Below are 21,115 nucleotides of genomic sequence, written 5' to 3'. Positions count from 1 at the left end.
TGATGGCCGAGTCACAACCCTTATCCGCCGCCCCGGAGGGGGCGGAATACCTGAGAGCGGTACTACGCGCGCCGGTCTATGAAGCGGTGCAGGTCACGCCCCTGCAAAAAATGGACAAACTCTCTTCGCGTCTCGACAACGTCATTCTGGTGAAGCGTGAAGACAGGCAGCCGGTGCACAGCTTCAAGCTGCGCGGCGCCTACGCGATGATGGCCGGGCTGACGGACGAGCAGAAAGCGCGCGGGGTGATTACCGCCTCGGCGGGCAATCACGCGCAGGGCGTGGCGTTCTCCTCGGCGCGTCTGGGGCTGAAGGCGCTGATCGTGATGCCGGTCGCCACCGCAGATATCAAGGTCGACGCGGTGCGCGGGTTCGGCGGAGAAGTGCTGCTTCACGGTGCTAACTTTGACGAAGCCAAAGCCAAAGCGATTGAGCTGGCGCAGCAGCAGGGCTTCACCTGGGTGCCGCCGTTCGATCACCCGATGGTGATTGCCGGGCAGGGTACGCTGGCGCTGGAACTGTTGCAGCAGGACGCCCATCTCGACCGCGTTTTCGTCCCGGTGGGCGGCGGTGGCTTAGCCGCAGGTGTGGCGGTGCTGATCAAACAGCTGATGCCGCAGATCAAAGTGATTGCGGTTGAAGCGGAAGACTCTGCCTGCCTGAAGGCGGCGCTGGACGCCGGACATCCTGTGGATCTGCCGCGCGTCGGGCTGTTCGCCGAGGGCGTGGCGGTGAAGCGCATTGGCGACGAAACGTTCCGTCTGTGCCAGGAGTATCTCGACGATATCGTCACGGTTGATAGCGACGCTATCTGCGCGGCGATGAAAGATCTCTTCGAGGATGTGCGTGCGGTGGCGGAACCGTCCGGCGCGCTGGCGCTGGCGGGGATGAAGAAATACATCGCCCAGCACAACATTCGCGGCGAACGTCTGGCGCACGTGCTTTCCGGCGCTAATGTGAACTTCCACGGCCTGCGCTACGTGTCCGAACGCTGTGAGCTGGGCGAGCAGCGTGAAGCCCTGCTGGCGGTGACCATTCCGGAAGAGAAGGGCAGCTTCCTGAAGTTCTGCCAGCTGCTGGGCGGCCGTTCGGTAACGGAGTTCAACTACCGCTTTGCCGACGCCAAAGATGCCTGCATTTTTGTCGGCGTGCGTCTGAGCCGTGGCGTGGAGGAGCGCAAAGAGATCCTCAGCCTGCTGCACGACGGCGGCTACAGCGTGGTCGATCTCTCTGACGATGAGATGGCGAAGCTGCACGTGCGTTACATGGTCGGCGGCCGTCCTTCCAAGCCGCTCCAGGAACGCCTGTTCAGCTTCGAGTTCCCGGAATCACCGGGCGCGTTGCTCAAGTTCCTGCACACGCTCGGCACGCACTGGAACATCTCTCTGTTCCACTACCGCAGCCACGGCACCGACTATGGCCGCGTGCTGGCGGCGTTCGAACTGGGCGAGCACGAGCCGGATTTCGAAACGCGCCTGAACGAGCTGGGCTATGAATGTCATGACGAAACCCATAACCCGGCTTTCAGGTTCTTTCTGGCTGGCTAGTGGTTCGGCAATATCGTCCAGAACGCATCAATAAGCGGCTCATGCAGCCGCTTTTTTTGTGCGCACACGCCCAGCTCAAACGGCGTCTTCTCGTCGCTGCGCTCCAGAATCATCACGCGGTTGCGCACCGGTTCCGGGCTGTTTTCCAGCACCACTTCCGGCAGCAGCGCCACGCCGCAGCCAAGCGCCACCATCGACACCATCGCCTCATGGCCGCCGACCGTGGCGTAAATCGACGGGTTACTGATCTTCTGGCGGCGGAACCACAGCTCAATGCGGCGGCGCACCGGCCCCTGATCGGCCATGATAAACGGCACCGTGGACCAGTCCGGTTTCTCCACCGAAACCTGGTTGCGCACCGGGCAGGGCAGCGCCGGGGCAATCAGCACTACCGCCAGATTCTCCAGCATCGAGAACGCCACCGCCCCCGGCAGCGTTTCAGGTTTTCCGGCAATCGCCAGATCCGCTTCGCCCGTTACCACTTTTTCCATCGCGTCGGCGGCATCGCCGGTGGTGAGCTTAATTTCAACCGACGGATGTTCCGCGCGGAAGCGGTCAAGAATGGGGGGAAGATGGCTGTAGGCAGCGGTCACGGAACAGAAAATATGCAGCTCGCCGGAAAGCGACGGCCCCTGCTGGTCGATGGTGTGCCGCAGCTGCTGATACTGCAACAAGGTTTGCTGGGCAAAGATGCGCAGCTCTTCGCCGGCTTCCGTGAGGGTGACGGTGCGGTTATCGCGCACGAACAGCGGCTGGCCGAGGTCTTCCTCAAGGCGCTGGATCTGGCGCGACAGCGTGGAGGGGCTGACGTGCATCGCCCGGGCGCTGCGGCCAAAGTGACGGCTTTCCGCCAGGTGCAGGAACATTTTCAGATCGCGTAAATCCACCGATTCCACTCCCTCTTTTTACATTGCATAAATTGCAATGTGACGTTGTGAATATATCAATTTCCGCAATAAATTTCCTGTTGTAATGTGGGTACATTGTCGCTGAAAGGCGAACCGAACAATAAATTACTCGTCGTCTTTCACGTTGTAGGTGCGTTGTCTGCGTCAACTCACCCCAGTCACTTACTAGAGTAAGCTCCTGGGGGTTCGCAGACTTGACGCCTTCCTAAAACGTGAAATCCATAGAGTAATAAACAACACAACATCACGAGGTATCACCCATGGCTAACTACTTTAATACACTGAACTTGCGCCAGCAGCTGGCGCAGCTGGGCAAATGCCGCTTCATGGCGCGCGATGAATTTGCTGATGGCGCGAGCTACCTTCAGGGTAAAAAAGTGGTCATTGTCGGCTGTGGCGCACAGGGTCTGAACCAGGGCCTGAACATGCGTGACTCCGGGCTGGATATCTCTTACGCCCTGCGTAAAGAAGCGATTGCCGAAAAGCGTGCTTCCTGGCGTAAAGCGACCGAAAACGGCTTCAAAGTGGGTACCTACGAAGAGCTGATCCCGCAGGCGGATCTGGTGGTGAACCTGACGCCGGACAAGCAGCACTCTGACGTTGTGCGTTCCGTACAGCCGCTGATGAAAGACGGCGCCGCGCTGGGTTACTCCCACGGCTTCAACATCGTTGAAGTGGGCGAGCAGATCCGTAAAGACATCACCGTGGTGATGGTGGCGCCGAAGTGCCCGGGCACCGAAGTGCGTGAAGAGTACAAACGTGGCTTCGGCGTACCGACGCTGATCGCCGTTCACCCGGAAAACGATCCGAAAGGCGAAGGCATGGCGATTGCCAAAGCCTGGGCAGCGGCCACCGGCGGCCATCGTGCGGGCGTACTGGAATCTTCCTTCGTTGCGGAAGTGAAATCTGACCTGATGGGCGAGCAGACTATCCTGTGCGGCATGCTCCAGGCTGGCTCTCTGCTGTGCTTCGACAAGCTGGTGGAGGAAGGCACCGATCCGGCATACGCGGAAAAACTGATTCAGTTCGGCTGGGAAACCATCACCGAAGCGCTGAAGCAGGGCGGCATTACGCTGATGATGGACCGTCTGTCCAACCCGGCAAAACTGCGCGCGTTCGCACTCTCTGAACAGCTGAAAACCATCATGGCGCCGCTGTTCCAGAAACATATGGACGACATCATCTCCGGCGAGTTCTCCTCCGGCATGATGGCAGACTGGGCGAACGACGATAAGAAACTGCTGACCTGGCGTGAAGAGACCGGTAAAACCGCGTTCGAAACCGCACCACAGTACGACGGCAAGATCACCGAGCAGGAGTACTTCGATAAAGGCGTCCTGATGATTGCGATGGTGAAAGCAGGCGTTGAGCTGGCGTTCGAAACTATGGTGGATTCCGGCATCATTGAAGAGTCTGCGTACTACGAATCGCTGCACGAGCTGCCGCTGATCGCAAACACCATCGCCCGTAAGCGTCTGTATGAGATGAACGTGGTGATCTCCGATACCGCCGAGTACGGTAACTACCTGTTCTCTTACGCCTGCGTACCGCTGCTGAAAGAGTTCATGACCACCCTGCAAGCGGGCGATCTGGGCCAGGCGATTGCGGAAGGTGCGGTTGATAACGCGCAGCTGCGTGACGTTAACGAAGCGATCCGCAGCCACGAAATCGAGAAAGTGGGCCAGAAACTGCGTGGCTACATGACCGATATGAAACGTATCGCGGTAGCAGGCTAAACACGATGAATCGGGTGGCGCAAGCCACCCGAACTGTTTTAGCTACGCAGTATCGCGCCGGGATAACCCAGCTGGCGCCACGCCTCATACACCACCACCGACACCGCATTCGACAGGTTCATGCTGCGGCTGTCCGGCATCATCGGAATACGAATTTTCTGCTCGGCTGGCAGGGCATCCAGAATGGTGGCCGGCAGGCCGCGGGTTTCCGGACCAAACATCAGATAATCCCCGTCCTGATAGCTTACGGCGCTGTGCGCTGGCGTGCCTTTGGTGGTCAGGGCGAACATGCGCTGTGTTTTTTCGGATCCCAGAAACGCGGCGTAATCGTGATGACGAACGACGGCGGTAAACTCATGGTAGTCCAGCCCCGCGCGGCGCAGACGTTTGTCGTCCCACGTAAAGCCCATCGGCTCAATGATGTGCAGACGAAAACCGGTGTTGGCGCACAGGCGGATAATATTGCCGGTGTTCGGCGGAATTTCTGGTTCGAATAAGACGATGTTAAGCATGCTGCCCCCTTAATTGCGGGGGCAGAATAGCAGAAAAGAGAGGGACTAGGCGACGCCCGGCTCCTGCGCGCGGCTATACAGCATTTTGTAGACGGTTGCCGCCGCGGCCACGAGAGCAGGCACGCTGAGGATCATTAAAATACTGTCTGCCTGCCACTGCATGGAAAGAAGCTGGGCGCTGGTCATGGTGCCCGCCACGCCGCCGAAGCGGCCGATCCCCTGCATCCAGGCGATACCCGTCGCGCGGCACTCGGTAGGGTAAAAGGTGGCGGCCAGGGTCTGCATGCCCGACTGCGCGCCGTTCATCGCGATCCCCATCAGGAAAATTAACCCGCCAAACAGGGCGATATGGTTATGCTCAATGCCGAGTAAAAGAATCAGGCCCATCGTCAGCACGAAACCACACGCGACCACCTTGTGCGCTTCCCAGCGATCCATCATCCAGCCCGCGAGCAAAATGCCAGCGGTGCCGCCGAAGGTGAACAGCGAGGTGAGCCAGGCGGATTCCGCCAGCGCATACCCCATCCCCTGCATCAGCGTCGGCATCCAGCTCAGCAGGACGTAATAAATCACCAGTCCCATAAAGTAGGTGACCCACAGCATCAGGGTGCCGGGCAGCCAGGGCATGGAAAACAGCTGCGACACGCTGCCTTTTTTCGACGCGACTTTCTCCTCTGTCAGGAAAAAGCCCGTGACGCTATCCAGCGTGCTGCGGGCGAACCGGCTGGCGATGCGGCGAACCTGGGCGATGTCTTTCCCGCGCTGCACCAGAAACTTCACCGACTCCGGCAACAGCAGCGCCAGCAGCACCGTTAAAATCAGCGGCGCAATCGCGCCGGTCAGCAGCACGCTTCGCCAGCCATGGTGAGGGATAAGCCAGGACGAGATCGCCCCGCCGCCCGCCGCACCCAGCGGAAAGCCGCAGTACATGGTGTTAATTGCCATGGCGCGGCAGCGCTGGGGGGCAAACTCTGAGATCAGCGTGATGGCGTTAGGCATCGCGGCGCCCAGCCCGAGACCGGTCAGAAATCGCCATAGCGTCAGGGTATTCAGACTTTGCGCCCAGGCCGTGCCCAGGCTCGCCAGGCCGAAGAAGAGACACGAAAAGACCAGCACGCGCTTGCGTCCCATCCGGTCCGATACCGGACCTGCAATCAGGGCTCCCAGCGACAGCCCCAGCAGCGCCGCACTCAGCACCGGCCCCAGATCCTGTTTATGTATTCCCCACTCCGTCGACAGCGTAGGCGCAATGTAACCCATCGCTGCGGTATCAAACCCATCGATCGCCAGCACCAGAAAGCCCAGCACAATAAGAAGCCAGTGAAACCCTGAAAAAGGACTTTCATCGATCACCTGCTGAATATCCACCCGACCTGAATACGTCATACGTTCCCCTCCGATGTGATGTTGTTTTTGTGTTCTTGTATTTGCTTGTCTATACAATTGCGGAGGGGCGGGGTGTGTCAAATTTTCTTATCAAGAATGTTACGCAGGTGTTATTTTCGACAAAAAAAGCGCCCGAGGGGAAAGTCGGGCGCGGAAGAAGGGGAGGCTAACCGGGGAAGATCAGGCCGCGTTTCCTTGGGAAAGAGGGGCCAGCGCCGCAGGCAGCTTACTGAGCTCCTGCACCAGAGAGTCTTTGCTGATTTCGCTAATCGACTTCGCCCCGGTCAGGGTCATCGCTACTTTCATCTCTTTCTCGATCAGGTTCAGCAGATTCGCCACGCCCGCCTGGCCGCTGGTGGCCAGCGCGTACAGGTAAGCACGGCCCAGCAGCACGCTGTCGGCGCCGAGCGCAATCATGCGCACCACGTCCAGCCCGTTACGGATGCCGCTATCGGCCAGGATCGCAATATCGCCTTTCACCGCATCGGCAATGGCCGGCAGGGCGCGGGCGGAGGAGAGCACCCCATCAAGCTGGCGGCCACCATGGTTAGAGACCACGATCCCATCGGCGCCAAAACGCACCGCGTCGCGGGCATCTTCCGGGTCGAGGATCCCTTTGATCACCATCGGGCCGTCCCAGAATTCGCGGATCCACTCCAGGTCTTTCCAGGAGATCGACGGATCGAAATTGTTCGCCAGCCAGCCAATGTAGTCCTCCAGCCCGGTCGGTTTACCCAGGTAGGCCGAAATATTGCCCAGATCGTGCGGACGGCCGTTCAACCCGACATCCCACGCCCACTGCGGGTGCGTCACCGCCTGCCAGTAACGGCGCAGGGCCGCGTTAGGGCCGCTCATGCCGGAGTGGGCGTCGCGGTAGCGCGCGCCGGGGGTCGGCATGTCGACGGTAAAGACCAGGGTTGAGCAGCCCGCCGCTTTGGCGCGCTCCAGCGCGTTGCGCATAAAACCGCGATCGCGCAGGACGTACAGCTGGAACCACATCGGGCGCTTGATGGTCGGGGCGACTTCTTCAATCGGGCAGACGGACACGGTGGAAAGGGTAAACGGAATGCCTTTGGCATCTGCGGCGGCGGCGGCCTGCACTTCACCGCGACGGGCATACATGCCACATAAACCGACGGGCGCAAGCGCTACCGGCATGGAGAGCGTCTCGTTAAACAGCTTCGTCTCAAGGCTCAGGTCAGACATATTTTTCAGCACGCGCTGGCGCAGGGCCACTTCCGACAGGTCCTCCACGTTGCGGCGCAGGGTATATTCGGCGTACGCCCCGCCGTCAATGTAGTGGAACAGGAATGGCGGCAAAATGCGCTGTGCCGCGGCGCGATAGTCACTGGCTGCGGAAATAATCATGCTTTGTTCTCCCTGGAAATATCACTCTCGCCAGGCAGACGGGTAATACGCGCCTGTCGGGCCTGATCTTCATCGAATCGTTTAATGGTGGTATGCACGAAGCCGAGATGCGCCATCATCGCCTTGCGCGCGGCCTCGGCATCACCGGCCAGAATGGCGTTGAGCACCGCCTCGTGCTGTTCGGTCAGCTGGGCAAATACCGGCGGGACCAGATACATGCGCTGGCGACTCTGCTTCACGGAGGATTGCAGCAGGTCGAAGAACCCGCGCATGGTTTGCAGCAGCACCACGTTGTGCGAGGCCTCGGCAATCGCCAGATGGAACCGCACGTCCGCCTGGGAGGCGATGTCCGGGTCGCTGCTTTGCGTGGCTTCAAAACAGGCTTTGAGCTTCTCTTTGTCGGCGTCGGTTGCCCGCATCGCCGCGTGCCACGCGGTGCTGGTTTCGATGGCGTGACGCGCTTCGAGGATGTCGAAGCTGTAGTCCGGGTCGTTTTCCATCAGCGTCTTCAGCGGCTGCACGATGTTTTGTTCGGACCAGTCGTCATGCTGCCAGCGCACGAAGGTGCCGCCGCCGCGACGGCTCAGCAGCACCCCTTCACTAACCAGCGTCGCCAGCGCCTCGCGCAGTGAGTTGCGCGACACGCCAAGCTGAGCGGCAAGCTGACGCTCGGCGGGCAATCTCATGCCCGCTTCCAGCTGTTGTTCTTCTATCAGCGCCCGTACGCGAGTGGCAATCTCGTCGGACAGGCGTCTGGGCATCACTATCATGGAATCATCCAGGTTAAGACATAGGCCTGCAATGTGGTGATCACGCCCACCATGCAGGTAAATATCAGGCTGTGTTTAACGGTAAAGCGGAACAGATCCGACTCTTTGCCTACCAGCCCCACCGCAGCACAGGCAATGGCGATGGACTGCGGTGAGATCATCTTCCCGGTCACGCCGCCGGTGGTGTTCGCGGCGACCAGCAGCACGTCCGAGACGCCAATCTGCTGCGCGGCCGTGGCCTGTAGGGCAGCAAACAGGGCGTTAGATGACGTATCTGAACCGGTCAGGAACACCCCCAGCCAGCCGAGGAACGGCGAGAAGAAGGTAAACGCGTGGCCGGTATGCGCCAGCGCTAACGCCAGCGTCGACGACAGGCCGGAGTAATTCGAAATAAACGCGAACGCCAGCACCATGCCGATGGAGTAAATCGGCAGCATCAGCTCTTTAATCGTCGCCGCAAAGGTCTGTACCGCGGCGGCAGGCTTCATGCGCAGCCACACAACGGAAAGGATAGCGGCAAACAGGATGGCCGTACCGGTGGCTGAGAACCAGTCGAACTTAAACACTGCCGCATACGGCGTGGCGTCGTGCACCACCGGCGGCATACGGGCGACCATTTTGTCGAGGAACGGCACGGAGATATTAATCACCATGTCGTACAGCGCGCCGCCCGGGGCGAACAGGGCTTTAAACGGCGGAATGCTCCACAGCGTCACGGTGGCGGTCAGGAACAGGAACGGTGACCACGCGCGCACAATCTGTCCGGCGGTATAGCCGGTGCGCGCCAGCGTCTGATCCACGTGCGATGCGCCCATGTCAGCAAAGCGGAAGATACGTACCGGCTGCCAGCGTTTCAGGAACAGCGTCAGGCAGACCAGCGACACCAGGGAAGAGATGATGTCCGGCAGTTCCGGGCCGAGGAAGTTGGAGCTGAGATACTGGGCAATGGCGAACGAACCGCCCGCTACCATCACCGCAGGCCAGGTCTCCTTCACGCCGCGCCAGCCGTCCATAATCGCCATGATCCAGAACAGTACGATAATGGTCAGGAACGGCAGCTGGCGGCCCACCATCTGGCCGATCTCGAAGCTGTCCAGCCCGGTCACCTGGCCCGCCACCAGAATCGGAATGCCCATCGCGCCAAACGCCACCGGGGCGGTGTTCACAATCAGGCACAGGCCAGCGGCATACAGCGGATTAAAGCCCAGCCCGACCAGCAGAGCGGCGGTGATCGCCACCGGCGCGCCGAATCCTGCCGCCCCTTCAAGGAACGCCCCGAAGGAGAAACCGACAATCAGCATCTGTAAACGCTGGTCCGGTGTAATAGAGAGAATCGACGAGCGAATAATGTCGAACTGCCCGGTTTTCACCGAGATTTTGTAGACAAAGACAGCGGCGATGATGATCCACGCAATCGGCCACAGGCCGTAGAAGAAACCATACACCACGGAGGCCAGCGCGCGATCGACCGGCATTTTATAGAAGAACAGCGCCACCAGCAGGGCGATGGCAACGGTGTACGTTGCGGCAAGGTAGCCCTTCAGCTTGAGCTTTATCAGCGCAAAGAAGAAGAACAGGATCGGTAGCGATGCGATCAGGCTCGACAGCCAGATATTCCCGGCCGGATCGTAGTTTTGTTGCCAGAGGCTCATGCAGGTCTCCTGAGGACCACACGGGTGTTCGTCGGGTGAGTCTCTGCTCATCTCAGCGTCACACTTAGTGTAAAAGTGGTCCTTCCAATATTGTGATGTAGGGTTAATGGCAATAAATGGTTAACCAAGTGTTGCTATTGAGCAATGCTTTTGTGAAGTGGAGCATCGAAACTGTGAACGATGGATAGCTTTACGCATGATTGGTAGGACCAAAACCGCAAGTTCAACTCACCGCGTGCGTTGGGAGCGGTAGTCAGGTGGAGGGCATTACATTCGCCTTTTGAGCAGATACGGCGCGTAAAAGAGGTTGAATAAAATGGGTATGTGATAATATTGCGTGAATCAAATGAGGTTTGTTTGTTTTATTTATGTTTTTGAAAATCTGTATATGTGTGATCAGAGTGATATATTTCTTATAAATAAAAAAATTTTTTGGTTAAAAATGCGAAATCGAAGCTGTAGCAAAAAATTTTAATTAAGGTAAATTTCACATATAGATTTTAACAGTGTATTACAAACGATCAATTGCTGATCGATAAGGAAATATCCTGTTTAACCGTGATTTTTCAGGATAAAGTGAAATAATTTTTTGCTGAAGTGACATTTTTTGGCTAATAATATTCTGAAATAAATTGATCAAACAATGATCAGTTAACTCTCTTGTAATTTAGTTGCGGTATTAAAAGCAGATTAATAATTATTAGGGCAATGGAAAGGGGTTAAATTTGTTAGCTGAGTGTTAATTTCAGAATGTTTACAAGCGCGGCGTATTACTTTTCAATACGTAGACGTTAAAAGGCATTTGATTTACTATTTATTCAGAAGCAACGTAACAGAAGATTTTAAATTTATTACTAACCACAACGTATTCAGTGTTATTTTCGGCCAGAAGTCATTCCTCAGTTGAAGGATATCTGTGTATGGCCTTCTGAAAATATACGGATTATCACCATGGGATGGACCCTGCTTTATTCTATAAGGTCGCGTCACCCATTCTGCTAAAACCCTTTCGGTGGCGTTTTTAAATCCTTATAGCGGTTATTGTACCTGGTACAACAAGTCTATATCTGTTTAATTTACAGAGGGGAAAGTGTTCCAAATGAAAATCAAAAATGTGGCGCTGGCGATTGCCGCGGCGGGGCTGCTGTTATCTTCTCAATCGGTACTGGCAAGCAGTGATTCTGGCGTTAATGCTTCTCTGGATACCGGTGCGGGTTCGCAAAGTACGGGCGGGGTGATCAATTTTACCGGGAAGATTACCCTTATTTCCTGTGATATTACTCCGGCCTCTAAAAACAAAACGGTAGACCTTGGGGCGTGGGCAAAAAGCTACTTTGACGATCACAACGAAACGACGCCGCGCGAGTTCAAAATCAACGTGGAAAACTGCCCGGAGACGGTTGAATCGGTTGCGGTACTGTTTGACGGAACCAAAGATACGGTGAATGACACACTGCTTCAGGTTACGCCAGGTGAAGGTATGGCGACGGGTGTCGGCGTGAAGCTTTATAACAGCGATCGCAGCACCGCGATTAAACCGGGTACGGTATCTGAAACAACCGCACCGGATGATGAAGGCAATGCTGAATTAACTTTCTATGCCGCACTTGACAAAGATGGCACGGAAATCAACGCCGGCGATGTTAACGCCGTATCCAACTTCCTGATGGTTTATAACTGATTTCACTGTCAGCCACCTCCAGAGATAATAATGATGAAACGTTTATCGTATATTATGCTCACTGCATTAATGGTTAGTTCTGCGTCAGTTTCCGCTGGCGTTGTAATGGGGGGAACACGGATCGTATACCCACAACACAGCAAGGAGGTGGCATTTTCTGTTTCTAATATGGAAAGTGCGGTTCCCTATCTTATTCAGTCGTGGGTTGAAGGGGATGGGCAGGGTAAAAATAACGCTGCGCCATTTATTGTCACGCCACCTCTGTTCAGACTTGATCCGGAGCAGACCAACACGCTGCGTATTCAATATACCGGCGCTCCGCTGCCCACAGATCGTGAATCTGTATTCTGGCTCGATATTAAAGCGATTGCGCCAAAGCCAAAAGAGAGCAGCAACGAATTACAAGTTAACGTTAAATCGAAATTTAAAATTTTCTACCGCCCGGACAATCTGAAAGGGGACGCTGCAACTGCCTGGCAGAAAATAACGTTTTCGCGGACGGGAAAAGGGCTTAAGGCCGCTAACCCGACGCCATACTACGTCTCTTTTTATCGGCTGACCGTTGGCGGGCATAAAATTGAGCAGCCGGGCATGATCGGTCCAGGGGAAACCCGTGAATGGTCTGTGTCCGCCTCCGGGGGCGTAAGCTGGTCGGCCATTAATGATTTTGGTGCCATCACCGCCACCCACACCCAGCCTCTTTAAGATCATGCCTTTTCGCCTGTTTCGTTACGCGCCGCTTTCAGTGTTGCTGCTTAGCTTCAGCCGTGCGGGGATGGCCGAGGATTACTTTGATCCCGCCGCGCTGGAGCTTTCCTCTACCGAACAGAAAACGGCGGATCTGCACTATTTCTCTGAAAAGGGCGGGCAAATGCCAGGCACCTGGCTCGTGACGCTGGAGATTAACGGACGCGAGGAGCGGCATCAGGAGATCACCTTCGTCAATGAGAAAGGCAGCCTGCAACCCGTTTTTAGCGTATCGCTGCTGGAAGCGCTTGGCGTAAATGTAGGGGCCATTCCTGCATTCTCCCGGTTGCAGGAGGGAGAAACGTTCACGCACCTCGAGGATTTTATTCCGGCAGCGCGAACCTCCTATGATTTCAACCAACAGCGTCTCTTTCTCAGCCTGCCGCAGGCGGCGATGAAACACCGCAGCCGTGGCTACGTGCCGCAGTCGCAGTGGGACGATGGTATCCCGGCGGCATTTACTGATTACAGTCTGTCGGGCGGTCAGGCCCGTCATCAGAGCGGGGTCACGACATCCAGCTATCTGAGCCTGCGTAACGGCATCAATCTGGGGGCGTGGCGGTTGCGCAACACTTCGGCCTGGAGCCACAGCGACGCGGGCGGCAACCATTTTCAGTCGCAAAGTAGCTGGCTGAGCCGGGATATTCGCCGTCTTAACAGCCAGCTACGGATCGGCGATGCCTGGACCGCAGGCGACGTCTTCGATAGCGTGGCGTTTCGCGGGGTTCAGCTCTCGTCCAGCGAGAGCATGTTACCCGACAGCCAGCGCGGCTTCGCACCAACCATCCGCGGCGTTGCACACAGCTTCGCTAAAGTCTCCGTTTCGCAAAATGGCTATGTGATCTATGAAACCTGGGTGGCCGCCGGGCCATTTATCATTAACGATCTGTTCCCCGGCGCACAAAGCGGCGATCTACAGGTTACGGTCACGGAAAGTGACGGCTCAACGCGCGTCTTTACCCAACCCTATTCTGCGGTGCCGTTTATGCGACGCCAGGGCAGCCTGATATACAGTCTCAATGCAGGACGGTTTCATTCCGGCTCCAGCGATGCGCGTTCGCCTGAGTTTGTTGAAGGCGCTTTTTTCTACGGTCTGCTCTCCAGGATGACGGTGTATGGCGGCTTTCGTACGGCGAGCAACTACCAGGCCGGTGCAATTGGCATAGGCAGAGGGTTTGGCGCATTTGGCTCGCTGGGCATTGACGATACGCTGGCAAAAAGCCATTTACCCGACGGCAAAAACGCGATAGGGCAGGCGTGGCGCATTCAGTATCAGAAAGATTTCAGCGCTACCGGCACCGCCTTCAACCTGGCGAGTTATCGCTATGCCTCGCGCAATTACTATGAATTTAGTGAACTGAATCAGTCTGACAGCCAACAGCTGCAACTCAATAATCGCCGTAGCCGCTCGCAGGTCACCTTTTCACAGACGCTGGGTCAGTTCGGCAGCCTCAGCGTCTCGGCATGGATGCAGGATTACTGGCATACGTCCGGGCAGGATAAAACCATCCACATTGGCTGGTACACCAGCTGGCGGGGCATTTCCTGGGGCGCGGGATATGACTACACCGACTCAGCGCGTGAGCAGCATCCCGATCGCACCGTGTCGTTTAACGTCAATGTTCCGCTTGGCCACTGGTTACCGGACAGCTCGGTCAGTTACTTCATCAACCACAACAATCGTGGAATGACCACGCAGCAGATGTCTCTCAACGGCAGCGCGCTGGCGAATCGCAACCTTAATTACAGCGTTCAGCAGAGTAAGGCCAGCGAGGGACAAGCCGACAGTACCAGCCTGGCGCTGCAATACAACGGTGGCTACGGCAACGTCAGCCTCGGTTATGACCACAGCCGAAGCGGTAGCAACGCGAGCCTCGGACTCGCCGGAGGCGTTATCGCCACGCAGTATGGCGTCACGCTTAGCGAGCCGCTGGGCGATACCGTCGCCCTGCTGCGCGTGCCCGGTGCGGCGAACGTTGAGCCGGAGGGTTACAACGGGATCCATACCGACAGCCGCGGCTATGCGGTCATGCCAACGCTCTCGGCGTATCGCAAAAATACCGTCAGCCTTGATACGGCGACGCTGGGTGAGAACGTCGACGTTGAGCAGAGCGGTCTGACGCTCATTCCCACCAGCGGCGCGGTGGTGCTGGCCAATTACAAAACCCACATTGGTTATCGCGTTCTGTTTTCCCTGCGCTACCACGGTGAACCGTTGCCGTTTGGCGCGCAGGCTGAAGTGGTGGAGCAGAACCGCCATTCTGCAAACCGAAGCATGGTCGCTGACGGCGGTCAGGCCTACCTGAGCGGAGTACCCGAGCGCGGCACCCTGCGCATCACCTGGTATGAAAACGGGGAGCAGCAGCAATGCCAGACACCTTTCAGACTGGGGAAAGCTCATATGGCCCCCGGTATCGCCACGCTGCCCGTAGAGTGCCATTAGAGGAATATCATGCGTCGTTTTATTCACTGGTTTTTCTATCTGAGCCTTCTTTCGCTTTTTGGCATGCTGAGTTTTCATGCCCATGCCCAGACTTCAACCTGCCGCACCACGCGCGATCAGTGGGTCGTTCAGGTGCCTTATGCCATTGGGTATGCGCCCGGCACGTCTGACTGGACGCCGATATCTGCGCCGATACAGTCTACCGGGGCGGATTTCTACAGCTGTGATGGCGGGAATGAAGCCTGGCGTAGTATCGGCTTTGTCGACATGGATAACCCCGTCGGCACCGTGGTGGGGGAAGACGGCGCGTCACGTCACGTCTATAAAACTCAGATCGACGGCATCGGCTACGCGCTGGGGTTCCGGGAACAGCAGTACTGCGGCGCCGATGCGGTACGCTATATTGACGGCACCAGCCCGGTAGACGGCAACGAGTCCCGGCGTATCTGCGATGCCTCACAGAATCCTGCCTTTGCCAGCGCCCCAACGTATAAATTGCAGTTCTGGGTGGTGTTTTACAAAATCCCGACGACCAGCCCCATGCCTGACGATAACGCCAACTCCCAGGAGCAAAATGTCGGATCGCTGATATTGCAGGCGGGAGAAAATCAAGCCAGCGCCACCAACGTGGCGACACCAGTACAGATTCATCTCGCCAGCTTCACCGTCAGGCGTACCAGCTGTTCAGTGGGCTCTCGCAGCATTCTTGTTCCCATGGGGAGCGTGAGCCAGCGTGAATTTCACGGCATCGGCTCCCGCGCCGGGGGCGGACGCTTCAGCATTCCGGTGACTTGCGAAAATAACACGGCGGTTAAGATGGGTTTCTTTGGCGATACCACGCCGGGCAACGATCGGGCGCTGGCGTTGACGAAGCAGGAGGATAGCGCCAGCGGTGTCGGGATCGAACTGCTTTACGGTGACAATACCGGTTCGGTTCAGGGGCAGGTGGTACCGTGGAACACCCCGCAGGTATCAGCGCTTGGGCAAGTAGGGGATAACCAGACGCAAACCTTCTGGTTTGATGCGCATTACATTCAGACGGAAGCGAACGTGACGGCGGGAAAAGCGGATGCGATGGCCACGTTTAACCTGATTTACAACTGAGTTTCCCCTGCCGCAGCGGCAGGGGAGGACGATCAGAACGCGGTCTTACAAAAACCCGTCATCTCTTTCAGGCCCATTTCGCGACCAAGCTCAGTCATCGGGTGCACCACCACCAGGCCACGGACGCTTTTCTTCAGCTTGCCCATGTCGGCCTGCTCTTTTTTGGTGATCGCGCGGCGATGCGGCATGTTCATCAGCTTCTGCGCTTCTTTACTCAGCTTCTGGCCTTTCACTTCGCGCAGGCGTTCAATTTCCGCCTCCAGCTTCACGGACTCTTTTTCCAGCTCGGCATATTTCTCGGCGGAATCAACAAGGGAGAGGCCGGCCATCTGATGGCGGATCATATCCAGACGGTCGCTCAGGCGTTTAATTTCGTTCTTTTCGACTTCTTTCATGACAAATAACTCTGAAAACGGGGAATTTACAGGGAAGGATACACCAATGTGTGCGGGCTTACTTCTGAAACGCTTTTTTTAAGCTGATTTTAGAAATCAGCTCAGTCAGGGAAAGCACCATGGTGGAGCGGACAACCTGTTGATAACGCAGCTTTTGCATCGCGTACAGCTCTGGGTCGCTGTTATCAAACTGAGGTGCGGGAGGGAGCGCGGATACGCAGTGCAGTTCGCCGAAGGGCCCCAGTATCTCATCATCGGTAAAGGTGTACTCATTGCCGTCATGATTGAGCTCTTCGCGCAGCGCCATTAACAGCTCGGCGTCTTCATACTCCTGACGGTTCAGCACGCCGAGACCGTAAATCAGCTTCAGCCGTACCGACAAATCGCCCAGCGGTCCGTCTCCGTCCAGTAACGGTTCTACAGCATACTTTACCGCGTAGTCGTCTTTGCGAAACACCTGAAGCACCAGAATGTTTACCGCCTCGGTTAACAGCTCGACGGCGGTAATCAGGAAACTTCGTACGGTTTTGCCAGCATTCAGACGCTCAAGCACACGATTTTCAAAGGCCTGGGTTTGTTCCATTATTGCCTGCATATCTGACAATCTGTTATTCGGGCGCAGGCTCACCTGCGCCGGACTCTGCATCATTTGGTTGCGTTGTATGCGCTGACCGCCTCCGCAACTACGTCACTGTTGGCATCCAGACCGGAGATCTGCGCCAGCGCAGCCTGCGCGCCTTTGTCATCAATCAGCTGAGCCAGCTCAATTGCCTGCGGGTCCTGCTCGCTGCGGTAGTGCATTGCGGCAGCGATTCCCTTCACCAGGTTAGCGTGCGGCAGGCCGTATTCCAGCGTGCCCAGCAGCGGTTTAATCAGGCGATCGCCCGCGCTCAGTTTACGCAGCGGCTGACGACCCACGCGCTCAACGTCATCTTTCAGATACGGGTTTTCAAAACGACCGAGGATTTTCTGGATGTATGCTGCGTGTTTATCAGCATCAAAACCGTAGCGTTTGATCAGCACCGCGCCGCTCTCTTCCATTGCCCCTTTGACCACCGCACGGATGTTCTCATCGAGGATCGCGTCACGAATGGTCTGATGACCGGCCAATTTTCCGAGGTACGCGGTTATAGCATGCCCGGTGTTCAGCGTGAAGAGTTTACGTTCGACAAATGCCATCAGGTTATCGGTTAATTCCATTCCCGGAATGGTCGGCAGCGCGCCCTTAAACTGGGTTTTATCAACGATCCACTCGCTGAAGGTTTCCACGGTCACTTCCAGCGGGTCGTTGGTGGCGGATGCTGACGGCGGAACGATGCGATCCACGGCGGAATCAACAAAACCTACGTGCGCTTCAACCCAGGCTTTATCTTCGTCGGCGACGGCCGCAAGAACGTGGCCTTTCAGCTGCGTGGTGCCGCGCACCATGTTTTCACAGGCGATGATGTTCAGCGGCGTTTCAACGCCCTGTGCTTTACGCTTCGCCAGGCCTTTCGCGACCGCCGGGGCGATACGCTCAAGCACTACCGGACCCACGGCTGTGGTGACCAGATCAACGCTGGCAATAAGATCGATAACATCGTCGCCAATGCTGCTTACCGCGTTGACGCCAGAGACCGTTTCAACCTGTTCGTTTTCACCCACCACGTGAACCTGATAGCTATGACGGGCATTCAGGGCATCCAGAACCACCTGATTCACATCGGCGAATGTCAGGGTAATGCCCGCGTCTGCCAGCAGTTTACCGATAAAGCCACGACCAATATTACCTGCGCCAAAATGTAATGCTTTCATAGTGTTAACCTTCATCAATGTTTTTACCCGAGAGGGCTGGGGTGAGGAACGTTTTCCCCTCACCCTAGCCCTCTCCCCGGGGGGGAGAGGGAGGAGTACCGTTATTTGTTAAGCAGGGCCAGAACTTCTTCAACGCTGGTGGTGTTGGCCAGACGCTCAATAACCGTTTCGTCATCCAGCGCGTTGGTCAGGCTGGTAATCACCTGGATATGCTCGTTGTTGCGAGCGGCGATACCAATCACCAGACGGGCGATGTCGTCCTCTTCTTCACCGAAGCGCACGCCATCAGGATACTGACAGAACACCACGCCGGTTTTCAGCACGCGGTCTTTGGCTTCCACCGTACCGTGTGGAACCGCGATGGATTCACCCAGGTAGGTTGGGGTCAGCTTTTCACGCTCCAGCATCGCCTCAACGTATTCCGGCTGAACGTAGCCACCTTTCACCAGCTGCTCACCGGCGAAGCGAATGGCCTCTTCTTTATTGGTCGCCGTGCGGCCAAGGAAGATGTTTTCTGCGCCCAGTTTGAACAGATGCGCGTTGCTCTCGTCGAAGCTGTCTTGCAGGCTGGTACGTACTTTCACTTCGTTATCTTCATGGCGCTGCGCCGCCACCAGACGTTCGGTCAGGCTCGTGTACAGGCCGCTGTCGAGGAAGTTGGTCAGGGAAATGTGCTGCGCCTGCGGTACCTGACGCATAGCGCGTTCGGTCAGATCGCGGTGCGTGATCACCAGGTCAACGTCCGGCGGCAGGCTGTTAATCGCGCTGTTGGTGACGGAGATGTTGGTCAGACCCGCATCCTGCACTTTCTTACGCAGCACGCCCGCACCCATTGCGCTGGAGCCCATACCGGCATCACAGGCCACGATGATTTTACGAACGTGGCTCAGGTCGTTAGAGACATCGCCTGCCGCCAGCGGCGTTGCGCCTTTGGATTCGGCTTTCATGTCATGCATACGACGGGTTGCCGCTTCGATATCGTCGTCTTCTTTCACCTTGCTGGTTTTCAGCAGGATAGCGGAGGCCACGAAGGAGACCGCCATGGCCGCACAGATCGCCGCGATGTTCGCGAAGTAGGCGCCTTTTGGGGTCATCGCCAGCACCGCCAGGATAGAGCCCGGAGAAGCAGGAGAGACCAGACCGCCGCCCAGTACACTCAGGGTGAACACGCCGGTCATACCGCCGAGGATAACGGCCAGGATCAGGCGTGGGTTCATCAGCACGTACGGGAAGTAAATTTCGTGAATACCGCCCAGGAAGTGGATGATTGCCGCGCCGCCAGCAGACTGCTTCGCGCTGCCGCGACCGAAGAACATATATGCCAGCAGAACGCCCATACCCGGACCCGGGTTGGCTTCAATCAGGAAGAAGATGGACTTGCCGAGATCGTGAGACTGCTGAATACCCAGCGGCGAGAAGATACCGTGGTTGATGGCGTTGTTCAGGAACAGGATTTTCGCCGGTTCAACGAAGATTGACGCCAGCGGCAGCATGTCATGCGCCACCATGAAGTTAACGCCCGCCGCCAGCAGCTTGGAGAGCACTTCAACCGCAGGGCCAATGCCGAGGAACGCCAGAATCGCGAGGATCATCCCGATGATGCCCGCAGAGAAGTTGTTCACCAGCATTTCGAAGCCGGATTTGATCTTGCCATCAACCCAGACGTCAAATTTCTTGATTGCCCAGCCGCCCAGAGGACCGGCAATCATCGCACCGAGGAACATCGGCATATCCGCACCGACGATCACCCCCATGGTTGTGATGGCACCCACGACGCCACCACGGTCACCGCCCACCAGACGACCACCGGTATAACCGATGAGCAGCGGCAGCAGGTACGTAATCATTGGGCCAACAAGTTTCGCCAGCGTTTCGTTAGGCAACCACCCTGTCGGAATAAATAATGCGGTGATAATACCCCACGCGATAAACGCGCCGATATTTGGCATCACCATGTTGCTGAGGAAACGACCAAAGCTTTGCACTTTGATCTTGAAATCGGATGACATAAAACACCCCTTCTTATGTTTACGCTTAGGCTTGTGGCCCGAGGTTTATCGTTAATGTGCGGCGGCAGAGGTAGCCGGGCCCTGTTCTGATGCTGTGAAATCTGGCACTGAATCGTTCAACTGTCCAGACAGCGAAATTTTGTGTGATCTGAATCACATGAATGTAGGGGGTGAGGACATTAATGAAGTGATCGCGATCACATAATGAGTGTGTAAAAAAAATACATCGTTCAGAATTACGCCAAAATGGGCGGGTTTTTGTGATTAATATCACAATGTTAAGTTGGCTGTTTGTTTTCAGATTGTGATTTGATTCACAAAATATTTTTATGCAGATTTCTCCCGTATCCCCTCACGACAGGAATGCGATACGCACACCTGCCTTTTACCACGGCTTGATCCATACTGACCTCTTTGTGGGCATTAAGGATAGGCAATGAAACTCATCGGCAGTTATACAAGTCCTTTCGTGCGTAAGATTTCGATTCTCCTGCTGGAGAAAGGGATTGAATTTGAATTCGTAAATGAACAACCCTACAACGCAGAGAACGGCGTTGCGCAGTACAACCCGCTGGGGAAAGTCCCGGCGCTGGTAACGGACGAGGGCGACTACTGGTTTGATTCCCCGATCATTGCGGAGTACATCGAGCTGCTTGGCGTTGCGCCAGCCATGCTGCCGGCGGATCCAAAAGCAGCGCTGGCGATGAAGCAAATTGAAGCCCTGGCGGATGGCATTATGGATGCGGCATTAACGTCCGTACGCGAGCAGGCAAGGCCCGCCGCCCAGCAGTCAGAAAATGAGCTGCTGCGCCAGCGCGAAAAAATCAGCCGCAGCCTGGATATGTGCGAACAGCTGATCCGCGACGGGAAAATTCAGAGCGATAGCCTGAATCTGGCGACGATCGCCATCGCCTGCGCCATCGGCTACCTCAATTTCCGCCGCGTCTCGCCGGGCTGGTGCGTAGATCGTCCGCTGCTGGTCAAACTGGCGGAGACGCTCTTCCAGCGCGAAAGTTTCGCCCGGACTGAACCGCCAAAGGCTTGATGCGGGTTATAACACTTC

Annotated in this window: 17 protein-coding genes; 7 read left to right on the top strand and 10 right to left on the bottom strand. The window is 56.5% G+C overall.

Annotated elements, in window-relative coordinates; genetic code table 11:
* Positions 1-2: 2 nt before the first annotated feature.
* On the top strand, positions 3-1,547 hold the full coding sequence (ilvA, locus tag BFV63_RS21380) for a threonine ammonia-lyase, biosynthetic (RefSeq protein WP_085930308.1): 1,545 nt from the start codon (positions 3-5) through the stop codon (positions 1,545-1,547).
* Here the strand turns inward: ilvA and ilvY are convergent.
* Positions 1,544-2,434, bottom strand: a complete 891-nt coding sequence (ilvY, locus tag BFV63_RS21375) for an HTH-type transcriptional activator IlvY (RefSeq protein WP_017693777.1) — start codon at positions 2,432-2,434, stop codon at positions 1,544-1,546. The genes ilvA and ilvY overlap by 4 nt on opposite strands.
* A 281-nt stretch (positions 2,435-2,715) precedes the next feature.
* On the opposite strand from ilvY, the gene ilvC reads away from it, so the two are divergent.
* The gene (gene ilvC, locus BFV63_RS21370; RefSeq protein ID WP_006808634.1) at positions 2,716-4,191 is read left to right on the top strand and encodes a ketol-acid reductoisomerase; all 1,476 of its coding nucleotides are present in this window, start codon (positions 2,716-2,718) and stop codon (positions 4,189-4,191) included.
* 38 nt (positions 4,192-4,229) lie between these two features.
* Here ilvC and trmL read toward each other — a convergent pair whose 3' ends face one another.
* The 5 genes from trmL to lldP all read right to left on the bottom strand — a co-directional run bounded on the left by trmL (position 4,230) and on the right by lldP (position 9,879).
* Positions 4,230-4,703 (bottom strand): tRNA (uridine(34)/cytosine(34)/5-carboxymethylaminomethyluridine(34)-2'-O)-methyltransferase TrmL, encoded by a 474-nt coding sequence (gene trmL / locus BFV63_RS21365; RefSeq protein ID WP_048241654.1) that lies wholly within the window; start codon positions 4,701-4,703, stop codon positions 4,230-4,232.
* A gap of 45 nt (positions 4,704-4,748) precedes the next feature.
* On the bottom strand, positions 4,749-6,089 hold the full coding sequence (locus BFV63_RS21360) for an MFS transporter (protein ID WP_022652049.1): 1,341 nt from the start codon (positions 6,087-6,089) through the stop codon (positions 4,749-4,751).
* A 180-nt stretch (positions 6,090-6,269) separates the two neighbouring features.
* A complete protein-coding gene (gene lldD, locus BFV63_RS21355; protein WP_006808631.1) occupies positions 6,270-7,457 on the bottom strand; it encodes a quinone-dependent L-lactate dehydrogenase in 1,188 nt (395 codons plus the stop codon).
* Entirely contained in the window at positions 7,454-8,227 is a 774-nt protein-coding gene (gene lldR / locus BFV63_RS21350; RefSeq protein WP_006808630.1) for a transcriptional regulator LldR, read from the bottom strand. The genes lldD and lldR overlap by 4 nt, the downstream gene beginning before the upstream one ends.
* Complete coding sequence (lldP, locus tag BFV63_RS21345) at positions 8,224-9,879, bottom strand: L-lactate permease (RefSeq protein ID WP_003860175.1); 1,656 nt, start codon at positions 9,877-9,879, stop codon at positions 8,224-8,226. The genes lldR and lldP overlap by 4 nt, the downstream gene beginning before the upstream one ends.
* 1,099 nt (positions 9,880-10,978) lie before the next feature.
* Here lldP and BFV63_RS21340 point away from each other — a divergent pair.
* Genes BFV63_RS21340 through BFV63_RS21325 form a run of 4 tightly spaced genes read left to right on the top strand, consistent with a single transcriptional unit; the run spans position 10,979 to position 15,854 of the window.
* Positions 10,979-11,560: a fimbrial protein gene (locus BFV63_RS21340; RefSeq protein WP_003860173.1), complete on the top strand. Its 582-nt coding sequence runs from the start codon at positions 10,979-10,981 to the stop codon at positions 11,558-11,560.
* A gap of 30 nt (positions 11,561-11,590) precedes the next feature.
* A complete protein-coding gene (locus tag BFV63_RS21335; RefSeq protein WP_071957449.1) occupies positions 11,591-12,265 on the top strand; it encodes a fimbrial biogenesis chaperone in 675 nt (224 codons plus the stop codon).
* A gap of 4 nt (positions 12,266-12,269) precedes the next feature.
* Entirely contained in the window at positions 12,270-14,750 is a 2,481-nt protein-coding gene (locus BFV63_RS21330; RefSeq protein ID WP_053071063.1) for a fimbria/pilus outer membrane usher protein, read from the top strand.
* A gap of 9 nt (positions 14,751-14,759) precedes the next feature.
* Positions 14,760-15,854, top strand: a complete 1,095-nt coding sequence (locus tag BFV63_RS21325; protein WP_048241657.1) for a fimbrial protein — start codon at positions 14,760-14,762, stop codon at positions 15,852-15,854.
* A 32-nt stretch (positions 15,855-15,886) separates the two neighbouring features.
* On the opposite strand, the gene BFV63_RS21320 is transcribed toward BFV63_RS21325, so the two are convergent.
* The 4 genes from BFV63_RS21320 to BFV63_RS21305 form a co-directional block, all read right to left on the bottom strand.
* Positions 15,887-16,249, bottom strand: a complete 363-nt coding sequence (locus BFV63_RS21320; protein WP_022652042.1) for a YibL family ribosome-associated protein — start codon at positions 16,247-16,249, stop codon at positions 15,887-15,889.
* Positions 16,250-16,307: 58 nt separating this feature from the next.
* Positions 16,308-16,898 carry a mannitol operon repressor MtlR gene (gene mtlR, locus BFV63_RS21315; RefSeq protein ID WP_023315021.1) on the bottom strand — a complete coding sequence of 197 codons (591 nt, stop codon included), beginning with the start codon at positions 16,896-16,898 and terminating at the stop codon, positions 16,308-16,310.
* Positions 16,895-18,043: a mannitol-1-phosphate 5-dehydrogenase gene (gene mtlD / locus BFV63_RS21310; protein ID WP_017382581.1), complete on the bottom strand. Its 1,149-nt coding sequence runs from the start codon at positions 18,041-18,043 to the stop codon at positions 16,895-16,897. Before mtlD ends, mtlR begins: the two co-directional genes overlap by 4 nt.
* A 101-nt stretch (positions 18,044-18,144) precedes the next feature.
* Complete coding sequence (locus BFV63_RS21305) at positions 18,145-20,052, bottom strand: PTS mannitol transporter subunit IICBA (protein WP_023315019.1); 1,908 nt, start codon at positions 20,050-20,052, stop codon at positions 18,145-18,147.
* 436 nt (positions 20,053-20,488) lie between these two features.
* Between BFV63_RS21305 and BFV63_RS21300 the strand changes: the two genes are divergently transcribed.
* Positions 20,489-21,097: a glutathione S-transferase gene (locus tag BFV63_RS21300; protein ID WP_015572763.1), complete on the top strand. Its 609-nt coding sequence runs from the start codon at positions 20,489-20,491 to the stop codon at positions 21,095-21,097.
* Positions 21,098-21,115 lie beyond the last annotated feature (18 nt).

It is taken from the genome of Enterobacter hormaechei subsp. xiangfangensis (assembly GCF_001729785.1).
Taxonomy (GTDB): domain Bacteria; phylum Pseudomonadota; class Gammaproteobacteria; order Enterobacterales; family Enterobacteriaceae; genus Enterobacter; species Enterobacter hormaechei_C.
This window is presented reverse-complemented; position numbering and strand designations above follow the sequence as displayed.

Excerpts from the sequence above, each read along its gene's own strand:
- BFV63_RS21320 (WP_022652042.1), bottom strand. The coding sequence starts at position 16,249 with ATGAAAGAAGTCGAAAAGAACGAAATTAAACGCCTGAGCGACCGTCTG.
- BFV63_RS21300 (WP_015572763.1), top strand. The coding sequence starts at position 20,489 with ATGAAACTCATCGGCAGTTATACAAGTCCTTTCGTGCGTAAGATTTCG.
- mtlR (WP_023315021.1), bottom strand. The coding sequence starts at position 16,898 with ATGATGCAGAGTCCGGCGCAGGTGAGCCTGCGCCCGAATAACAGATTG.
- trmL (WP_048241654.1), bottom strand. The coding sequence starts at position 4,703 with ATGCTTAACATCGTCTTATTCGAACCAGAAATTCCGCCGAACACCGGC.
- BFV63_RS21305 (WP_023315019.1), bottom strand. The coding sequence starts at position 20,052 with ATGTCATCCGATTTCAAGATCAAAGTGCAAAGCTTTGGTCGTTTCCTC.
- lldR (WP_006808630.1), bottom strand. The coding sequence starts at position 8,227 with ATGATAGTGATGCCCAGACGCCTGTCCGACGAGATTGCCACTCGCGTA.
- BFV63_RS21335 (WP_071957449.1), top strand. The coding sequence starts at position 11,591 with ATGATGAAACGTTTATCGTATATTATGCTCACTGCATTAATGGTTAGT.
- BFV63_RS21340 (WP_003860173.1), top strand. The coding sequence starts at position 10,979 with ATGAAAATCAAAAATGTGGCGCTGGCGATTGCCGCGGCGGGGCTGCTG.
- mtlD (WP_017382581.1), bottom strand. The coding sequence starts at position 18,043 with ATGAAAGCATTACATTTTGGCGCAGGTAATATTGGTCGTGGCTTTATC.
- ilvA (WP_085930308.1), top strand. The coding sequence starts at position 3 with ATGGCCGAGTCACAACCCTTATCCGCCGCCCCGGAGGGGGCGGAATAC.
- lldD (WP_006808631.1), bottom strand. The coding sequence starts at position 7,457 with ATGATTATTTCCGCAGCCAGTGACTATCGCGCCGCGGCACAGCGCATT.
- BFV63_RS21330 (WP_053071063.1), top strand. The coding sequence starts at position 12,270 with ATGCCTTTTCGCCTGTTTCGTTACGCGCCGCTTTCAGTGTTGCTGCTT.
- BFV63_RS21360 (WP_022652049.1), bottom strand. The coding sequence starts at position 6,089 with ATGACGTATTCAGGTCGGGTGGATATTCAGCAGGTGATCGATGAAAGT.
- ilvC (WP_006808634.1), top strand. The coding sequence starts at position 2,716 with ATGGCTAACTACTTTAATACACTGAACTTGCGCCAGCAGCTGGCGCAG.
- BFV63_RS21325 (WP_048241657.1), top strand. The coding sequence starts at position 14,760 with ATGCGTCGTTTTATTCACTGGTTTTTCTATCTGAGCCTTCTTTCGCTT.
- lldP (WP_003860175.1), bottom strand. The coding sequence starts at position 9,879 with ATGAGCCTCTGGCAACAAAACTACGATCCGGCCGGGAATATCTGGCTG.